The organism is Borrelia crocidurae, assembly GCF_000825665.2.
Taxonomy (GTDB): Bacteria; Spirochaetota; Spirochaetia; order Borreliales; family Borreliaceae; genus Borrelia; species Borrelia duttonii.
Window position 1 is genome coordinate 881,461 of sequence record NZ_LN609267.1, and the last position, 308, is coordinate 881,768.

Below are 308 nucleotides of genomic sequence, written 5' to 3' on the forward strand. Positions count from 1 at the left end.
TTTTTTTGATAGAAGTTAGTTTTGTAATATTGTCTTGGTTGTCAATTAAGCTTTTAATACTATCCATTGATTCTTCAATTGCTACTATAAAGCTTTTTTGCGGTTTTAACCAAAAATTATCAGCATAATCGCTTCTGAGTGATAAAAAAAGAACAGATTTTTTATTTGGATGTTGAATGAAGTTCATAGTACATTCTAAGATGTTTTTTATTTTGTCAATTTCGTTTATATTGACATTTGTATTTTCGTATGTTTTAAGCAGTGTCCAGTTTGGTTCCATACCATTCACTATACGCATTATTTCTATT

At 27.3% G+C, this 308-nt stretch carries 1 pseudogene; it reads right to left on the reverse strand.

The window, feature by feature from the left end:
- Positions 1-298 (reverse strand): annotated as a pseudogene (locus tag BN1173_RS04765) (ATP-dependent RNA helicase); the annotation flags it as partial.
- Positions 299-308: the final 10 nt, after the last annotated feature.